Source organism: Anaerohalosphaeraceae bacterium (assembly GCA_037479115.1).
Classification (GTDB): Bacteria; Planctomycetota; Phycisphaerae; order Sedimentisphaerales; family Anaerohalosphaeraceae; genus JAHDQI01.
Window position 1 is genome coordinate 43,170 of record JBBFLK010000023.1, and the last position, 7,852, is coordinate 51,021.

The 7,852-nt window shown below is 54.7% G+C and carries 5 protein-coding genes; 3 read left to right on the forward strand and 2 right to left on the reverse strand.

The window, feature by feature from the left end; all coding sequences use genetic code 11:
* Positions 1-2: 2 nt before the first annotated feature.
* On the reverse strand, positions 3-1,496 hold the full coding sequence (araA, locus tag WHS88_10545) for an L-arabinose isomerase (GenBank protein MEJ5260614.1): 1,494 nt from the start codon (positions 1,494-1,496) through the stop codon (positions 3-5).
* Between the two features lie 162 nt (positions 1,497-1,658).
* On the opposite strand from araA, the gene WHS88_10550 reads away from it, so the two are divergent.
* Complete coding sequence (locus WHS88_10550; GenBank protein MEJ5260615.1) at positions 1,659-2,747, forward strand: DUF3616 domain-containing protein; 1,089 nt, start codon at positions 1,659-1,661, stop codon at positions 2,745-2,747.
* A gap of 72 nt (positions 2,748-2,819) precedes the next feature.
* Here the strand turns inward: WHS88_10550 and WHS88_10555 are convergent, their stop codons facing one another.
* Complete coding sequence (locus WHS88_10555) at positions 2,820-5,843, reverse strand: vitamin B12-dependent ribonucleotide reductase (protein MEJ5260616.1); 3,024 nt, start codon at positions 5,841-5,843, stop codon at positions 2,820-2,822.
* A 90-nt stretch (positions 5,844-5,933) separates the two neighbouring features.
* On the opposite strand from WHS88_10555, the gene WHS88_10560 reads away from it, so the two are divergent.
* Both WHS88_10560 and WHS88_10565 read left to right on the forward strand, forming a co-directional pair.
* Positions 5,934-6,509, forward strand: a complete 576-nt coding sequence (locus WHS88_10560) for a hypothetical protein (protein ID MEJ5260617.1) — start codon at positions 5,934-5,936, stop codon at positions 6,507-6,509.
* A 109-nt stretch (positions 6,510-6,618) separates the two neighbouring features.
* On the forward strand, positions 6,619-7,852 hold a 1,234-nt coding region (locus WHS88_10565; protein ID MEJ5260618.1), incomplete at its 3' end, for a site-specific DNA-methyltransferase.

Below are 7,852 nucleotides of genomic sequence, written 5' to 3' on the forward strand. Positions count from 1 at the left end.
AATCAGAATCCCTTGGCCAGGGCGTAATAGACTTCGTTCCAGCGAAGTTCCTTTTTGATGTCGGGAATCGTGGTGTTCTTGTCAATCAGGACATATTCGATGCCCGCCATCTCACAGAAATCTTCGATGAACTCACTGGTGACGGCCATACTGAACGCCGTGTGATGGGCCCCGCCGGCCAGAATCCAGGCCGCCGCCGCCGTTTTAAGATTGGGCTGAGGAATCCAGACCACACGCGCCACGGGCAGCTTGGGCAGGTCGGCATCGGGCTTGACCACTTTCACTTCATTGACAATCATCCGGAAGCGGTTGCCCATATCAATCAGCGAAGCGTTAATGCCGTCCCCAGCCGGCGTATTGAAAACCACGCGGACCGGGTCGGCCTTGCCGCCGATGCCCAGCGGATGCACTTCCAGACTGGGTTTGCCCGCCGCAATGGACGAACAGACCTCAAGCATATGCGCTCCGAGAACCTTGCTGCACTTGGGGTCCATATGATAGGTGTAGTCTTCCATAAAGGATGTGCCGCCCTTCAGGCCGGTTGCCATCACCTTCATCGCCCGCACGAGGGCGGCGGTTTTCCAGTCGCCTTCGGCGCCGAAGCCGTAGCCGTCGGCCATCAGACGCTGAACAGCCAGACCGGGCAGCTGAAGCAGACCGTGCAGGTCTTCGAATGTGGTTGTAAAGGCCTTAAAGCCCCCTTCCTCGAGGAAGGCCCGCATCCCCGCTTCAATTCGGGCGGCAATGCGGACGGATTCCATCTGCTCGGGCTTGACCTTCATCTTGTAGGCATCCTTGTATTCCTTGATAAGGGCATCGACCTGCGCATCGGAAACCTCTTCGATTTTGGCCACGAGGTCGCCGACGCCGTAGCCGTTGACGGAAACACCCAAACGAATCTGGGCCTCGACCTTGTCGCCTTCGGTCACAGCGACCTGTCGCATATTGTCGCCCCAGCGGCAGACCTTGAGGTTCTGCATTTCATTCCAGCCGCAGGCGGCCCGCATCCAGACGGCCAGCCGCTCGATGACTTCGGGGTCCTTCCAGTGCCCGACAACGACTTTGCGGTTCTTGCGCATCCGGGTCATGATAAAGCCGTATTCGCGGCAGCCGTGTGCGGACTGGTGAAGGTTCATATAATCCATATCAATCGTATCCCACGGCAGGTCGCGATTAAACTGCGTGTGAAGATGAACAATCGGCTTCTTGAGAAGGTCCAGTCCCTTAATCCACATCTTGGCCGGCGAGAACGTGTGCATCCAGGTAATCAGGCCGACACAGGCGGGCGTGCTGTTGGCCTCCAGACAGAGCTTGGCGATTTCATCCGGGCCGGTCAAAACCGGTTTGAAGACAACCTTGCAGGGGATTGCCGGGTCTGCATTGATGGATTTGGCGATCTGCTCGGAATCTTTATCGACCTGCTTGAGGGCCTTGGGACCATAGAGATGCTGACTGCCGGTGACAAACCAGACTTCGTACTGCTTGAGGGTATCCATAAAATTTCTCCCTAATGCGCCGCTTTTTTGTTAGAAAGGTTTTAACCAATGTCGGTACACTACCGCCGAAAAATGCATCTGTCAAGAAAGAACCCCTCGAGTTTCAGGAACGAAACGGCTATACTATCATCCAGCAGCGGAACCGGATGAAAAGGAACGACTATGACGACAACTATCGCTTTTCTTATGGGGTTTGGCGTTATGCTTCCTGCCGAGCCGATTCAGTTCAAAGAAATGACCTTTCGTGGGGCGGCGGACATTTCTGCGGCGGTCTTTCTGGACCCCAATCATTTTGCCGTCGCCAATGATGAATCAAACAGAATTCGGATTTACTCGATTGAAAAAACAGACAAGCCCGCCTGGAGTCTCGATTTAAGCGGTTTCTTGAGAGTGGACAACCGGTTTCCGGAGGCGGATATTGAGGCGGCCGCTGAGGCGGACGGCGTAATTTACTGGATTACTTCACACGGGCGCAATAAAGACGGCAAGGTGCGCACAAGCCGCTATCGCTTTTTTGCGACCGCCCCGTCGAAAACCGCCCCCGCCCTGCCGACGGTCGAGCCGCTCGGCGAACCGTGTCTGAATCTGATGGAACAGTTTTTGGCGTGGCCGGAGGCGGCCTTTTTGAAACTGGACAAGGCTGTACGGCTGAACGAGGATTTGTCCAAAAAAGAACGCGAAAAACTGGCCCCGAAAAAAGAGGGACTGAATATTGAAGCCATGACGTACTTGCCGACACGCCGCTCGCTTCTGGTTGGACTGCGGAATCCGCTTTACAGGGCCGACAAAAAAAGCCCCCCCAAAGCAATTGCATTCGAGCTGCTCAACCCGCAAGACGTTGTACAAGGACAGGCGGCACGATTCGGGCGGATTGTTTTGTGGGATTTAAAAGGTCGGGGATTGCGGGGAATGGAATATAACCCGGCCAGAAAAGTCCATTATGTGCTGGCCGGACCGGTGGACAGTGAAAGCACCTGTGCCTTGTACATTTGGGACGGGGATTTTGAACAGTCTCCCCAACCGGTATGGGAATGGGACCGCAAAGACCGATTCACCCCGGAAGGAATCGCTGTTCATCCCGTCAGCGGCGAGCTGTGGGTATTCAGCGATGACGGAACGCTCGAAATCGAGGTCAGCTCCCCTGCCGACTGTCAGGAAGGGGAAATCCTGCCCAACGGCAACTGTCCGAACAAATTTCTGACCGATGACCTGCGGAAAACATTCCGGGTGCGGATTTACAAACCGCTTTGAACCTCCTGAATGAAGCAAAACAAAAAAGGCCGGCTTCAGAAGCCGGCCTTTTGTTCATCTTTCGCATTCTTATTAACTGCATCCCATCGAGTTGCCGCAGTTGTAGCAGCGGTAGCAGGCGCCGTTCCGAACACAGATGCTTCCGCAGACATCGCAGGCCGGCGCATCATCCTGAAAATGCTCAAACTGGCTGTTGTACTGCTGGATGAGAACGGCCTCGGCCTGGGTGCCGTCCGGATTCTGAAGAACCGAACCAACCAGCTCGACCGCTCGGTCGGCCGCCCGGTCAAACCGGGCCGAAACCGGACGCTCCGCTTTCAGCGCCGCCGGGGTCTGGGAGTCCGGCTTGGCAGACGCCGCCTTTCTCTCGAGGGCTCTTGCCTGCCCGATTTTCTTGGCCAAATCCTGTGTCTTTTCCACCAGCTGCTTGGCGGTGGTGGTTGTAGGATTCTCCGCCGGGGCCGGGGCATGGTTGGGCATATTCTTTTCCGCATAGCCCGGAATAAACTGACAGCCCAGCCAGCAGAAGATGTAGTCAATCAGACTCTTGGCAAAGGGAATGTTCTTGTTGGAGGTCATGCCGGCCGGCTCGAATCGGGCATGCCGGAACTTGTCCACCAGCGTAATCAGCGGCACACCGTACTGCAGAGCCATCGATACACAAGTGCCGACGACATCCATCAGGCCGCCGACCGTGCTGCCCTCTTTGGCCATCGTGATAAACAGCTCACCGGGCTGGCCGTCTTCGTAAAGGCCGACCGTCAGATAGCCCTCGTGGCCCGCCACAGAAAATTTGTGGGTAATGCTGTTGCGGGTATCAGGCAAACGGCGGCGGAAAGGCCGTGCAACAGCCTGATTTTCCGAAGATTTGGTTTTTTTTTGCTCTTTGTTTTCCACATTGACGGGCTGGAGGCGTTTGGAGCCGTCGCGATAGATTGCCACGGCCTTCAGACCCATTTTCCAGCCCTCGATATAAGCGGACATAATCTCTTCCGTGGTGGCCTCGTTGGGCATATTGATGGTCTTGCTGATCGCACCAGACAGGAATGGCTGAACGGCGGCCATCATCTTCAGATGAGCCATATAGTGGATGTGCCGCTTGCCGTTCTTGGGCTTGAAGGCACAGTCAAAGATGGGCAGGTGTTCAGGCCGCAGGGCCGCCGCCGTTTCGATGGTGTCGTCGCGGTCAATTGCATCGCAGATGCTCTTGATTTCCTCCGGGCTGTAGCCGAGCCGCTCGAGGGCCATCGGAACGGTGCGGTTGACGATTTTGAGCATGCCGCCGCCGGCCAGCAGCTTGTACTTTACCAGCGCGATATCCGGCTCCACACCGGTGGTGTCGCAGTCCATCATAAACCCGATAGTGCCGGTCGGGGCCAGCACAGTGGTCTGCGCATTGCGGTAGCCGTACTGCGAGCCGGCATCGAAAGCCTGGTCCCAGACGTTCTTGGCCGCACTGAGCAGGTCCTGCGGACAGTGCATCTCGGGCAGATGATAGGCATGCTCGCGGTGCATCGCAATTACGCGCATCATCGGCTGGCGGTTCTTCTCAAACGCGCTGAACGGCCCCTTCACCGAGGCCAGCTCCGCACTGGCAATGTAGGCCGTGCCGGTCAGAATAGCCGTAATGGCTGCGGCAATCGCCCGGCCGCCTTCGGAATCATACGGCAAAGCCAGACTCATAATCAGACTGCCGAGGTTGGCATAGCCCAGCCCGAGCGGGCGGAACCGGTGGCTGTTTTCAGCAATTTTGGGCTCCGGATAGCTGCCCATATCCACGAGGATGTCCTGCGCGATGATAAAGATGCGGACGGCCTGCTTAAACCGCTGGATGTCAAACGTGCCGTCGTCGCGGCGGAACTTCATCAGATTCAGCGAGGCCAGATTGCAGGCCGAATCATCAATAAACATATACTCGCTGCAGGGGTTGGAGGCATTGATAGGCCCGCTGTTGGGGCAGGTGTGCCACTTGTTGATGGTGGTATGGTACTGCACACCCGGGTCGCCGCAGATGCGAGTGCCTTCGGCAATCAGCCGCATCAGTTCGCGGGCGGAATAGGTCTCCACGGGCTGGCCGGTCGTGACCGAGCGGGTCGTCCAGAGGCCGTCTTTTTCGACGGCTTCCATAAACTCATCCGTCAGCCGCACGGACAGATTGCTGTTCTGGAACATGATGCTGTCGTAGGCCTCGTTGGGGTCGTAGCCCTGCTCAATCAGCGCCCAGGCCTTCTTTTCCTCCAGCGTCTTGCAGGTGATAAACTCCTTGATGTCCGGATGGTCGATTTTGAGCGACTGCATCTTGGCGGCGCGGCGGGTCTTTCCGCCCGATTTGATGACGGCCGCAATCTGGTCATAGACGCGCATAAAGCTCAGCGGGCCCGAGGGTTTGCCGCCGCCGGACAGTTTTTCGCGGCTGCTGCGGAGCGTGGACAGGTCCGTGCCGGTGCCCGAGCCGTGCTTAAAGAGCATCGCCTCGCTGCGGGCCAGCCGCATAATATCCTCCATCGTGTCCTGAACGGACTGGATAAAACAGGCCGAGGCCTGCGGATATTCATAACTGTTGGGGCATGGGACGGCCTTTTTCTGGCGGTCGTCCCAGTGGTAGTTGTGCGGGCTGCCTTCAATATGGTAGACGTCATAGAGGCCGACGTTGAACCAAACGGGGGAATTGAAGGCGCCGTATTGATTTACGCACAGCCAGGTGAGTTCGTGATAGAAGTTTTCGGCGTCCTGTTCGGTCAGAAAATAGCCGTCGCGAAGGCCGCGGTCAGCGATGGCGCGGCAGACGCGGTGGACTAACTGCTTGACGGAGTTTTCGCGCTGGCCGGACTGGATATCGCCGTAAAAATATTTGCTTACAACTACTTTCGTCGCCAGCTGGCTCCAGGAAGCCGGCACTTCGACGTCGTTTTGCTCGAAGATGGGCTTGCCGGAATCGTCGGTAATCTTGGCCTGGCGGGTCTCCCAGACGATTTCCTCGAAGGGGTGACGGCCGGGCGTTGCAAAAAACGGGTCTATCTTTAAACCCTTGCGGGCAGAGTGGTTAGAATGATTTTCCCACGGCTGAAGCCCTTTTTTTTCGGGTGTCTGATTCATTGTGCTGTTCCTTTCCTTCCGACACGGGGACATCCCTGTCATAACTGATTATTATACAAGATATTGCAATGATAATAAAGAACATACAAGATGTTGTTGTTCACCTACTCTTATAATACTTTGGGGCGGGCTGGGGACAAGAGGAAAAATAGCAAAAAAAATGTTAGCGAAACGTTAGTCCTTGCCGGGATTGAAGCTACGGGAAAAAATTTTTTTGCGGGGCGGATTGTCCGGCTTTTTTTGGGTGTTAGGGAAAACGCAGCGGCCGAAATTTTTTGTGTTTTGACTTTGGCAAGAAATGTATACATGGGATACACAAAATGTACAGGGAGACAGGAATGCAGGAATGCAGGAATACAAGAATACAGGTATACAGGTATTCAGGTATACAGGTACTCAGGTAGGCAAGTAATCAGGGAAAAATACGAAGCACGAAGTACGAAATCCGAAATCCGAAATCCTAAACAAATTCGAAGTACGAAATACGAAATTCGAAACAAGACAAAAAGACACAAGAATACAGGAATGCAGGAATACAGGTTGTCAGGGAATCAAGTAGACAGGGAAGCGAGGAAGAGAAAAATGCAACAAAGAATATCCGGAGAGACGGGTTTTTGGGGTCGGGCAAAATGGGGGTTGAAAGGAGAGAGGAAATCAAGTAAATAGGATTGAGATTTTCGGGAAGGATGTGAGTTGGAAGGGAACGAGTTTTATTCCTGGCCAAGAAACCTATAACAGCTGAAACTGCGCGCCCAAATAAGGAGAGCCAAAAACTATGCCGAGAAGGAAACAGCCCGCCGACACAAAACGAAAGATTGAAACATACGAACATCGAGATAAAGAACGGCCGAACAACCCGCCTGTCGGGCTGGTCACACCGGAAACCGACCCGGACAGCGGACAGAAGAAAAAGGAATACGAATACGACCCGCACCTGGACCCGCAACTGGTTTGGGCTGGCAAGGCGGAGCATACCTCGTTTGAAGTGCCGACGGTTTCCCTTCACGTTCACGAACGAATCGACCCGCGTACTATCATCGAGGCCGTGCGCAAAAAGAACGGCCAAAAAGGACAAACCCAGATGACGCTCTTCGAAGAAGAGCGTCAGGAACCGCTTCGCGAAGCCGTTGAATTTTACCGGCATAAGCACGGCTGGTCGAACCGTCTGATTGCCGGCGATTCGCTTTTGGTGATGAACTCGCTGCTGGAAAAAGAAGGGTTGGCAGGCAAAGTGCAGATGATTTACATTGACCCGCCCTACGGCATCAAGTACGGCTCCAACTTCCAACCCTTTGTAAACAAACGCGACGTCAAGGACGGCAGGGACGAAGACCTGACCGCCGAGCCGGAACAAATCAAGGCCTTCCGCGACACCTGGGAACTGGGCATCCATTCTTACCTGACCTACCTGCGCGACCGCCTGCTCCTGGCGAGGGAACTGCTGACCGAAAGCGGCTCGATTTTCGTACAGATTTCCGATGAGAACGTCCACCGTGTGCGCTGTTTGATGGATGAGGTGTTCGGGGTAGAGAATTTCGTTAGACTCATCACCTTTACCAAAACCGGAAGTATGGTTTCTAACGAACTTGGACGCACCAGCGACTATCTGATTTGGTACACAAAGGATAAAACGGTTCTCAAATATAGACCACTCTACGACCAAAAGTTGCCTGACGATTTTTACAGCAATGTAGATTTGTCCGATGGCAGGCGACGGAAAATCACTCATCAGGAAATGGTGGATATGACGCTATTGCCCGACGGCGGGCGAGTATTCCAGTTGGTCAGCCTTGAAAGCGCCGGTCCGCCGAGCGAAGACACCCCACTCGACTTTCAGGGCAGAGTATTCAGACCAAGTTCGAATAGACATTGGAGCCTTATTTACCCGGAAGGGATGCATGGTGCACTCAAATCCGGCCGTGTGATTCAGGATGGTCAGAAACTGCGCTGGAAATACTACATTGACGACTATCCGCTCAAAGTGATGTCAGAAGTATGGACGGATACGG

Bases quoted from the DNA above. Each gene is read 5' to 3' on its own strand.
- WHS88_10560 (MEJ5260617.1), top strand. From the start codon at position 5,934: ATGTTGTTGTTCACCTACTCTTATAATACTTTGGGGCGGGCTGGGGAC.
- WHS88_10550 (MEJ5260615.1), top strand. From the start codon at position 1,659: ATGACGACAACTATCGCTTTTCTTATGGGGTTTGGCGTTATGCTTCCT.
- araA (MEJ5260614.1), bottom strand. From the start codon at position 1,496: ATGGATACCCTCAAGCAGTACGAAGTCTGGTTTGTCACCGGCAGTCAG.
- WHS88_10555 (MEJ5260616.1), bottom strand. From the start codon at position 5,843: ATGAATCAGACACCCGAAAAAAAAGGGCTTCAGCCGTGGGAAAATCAT.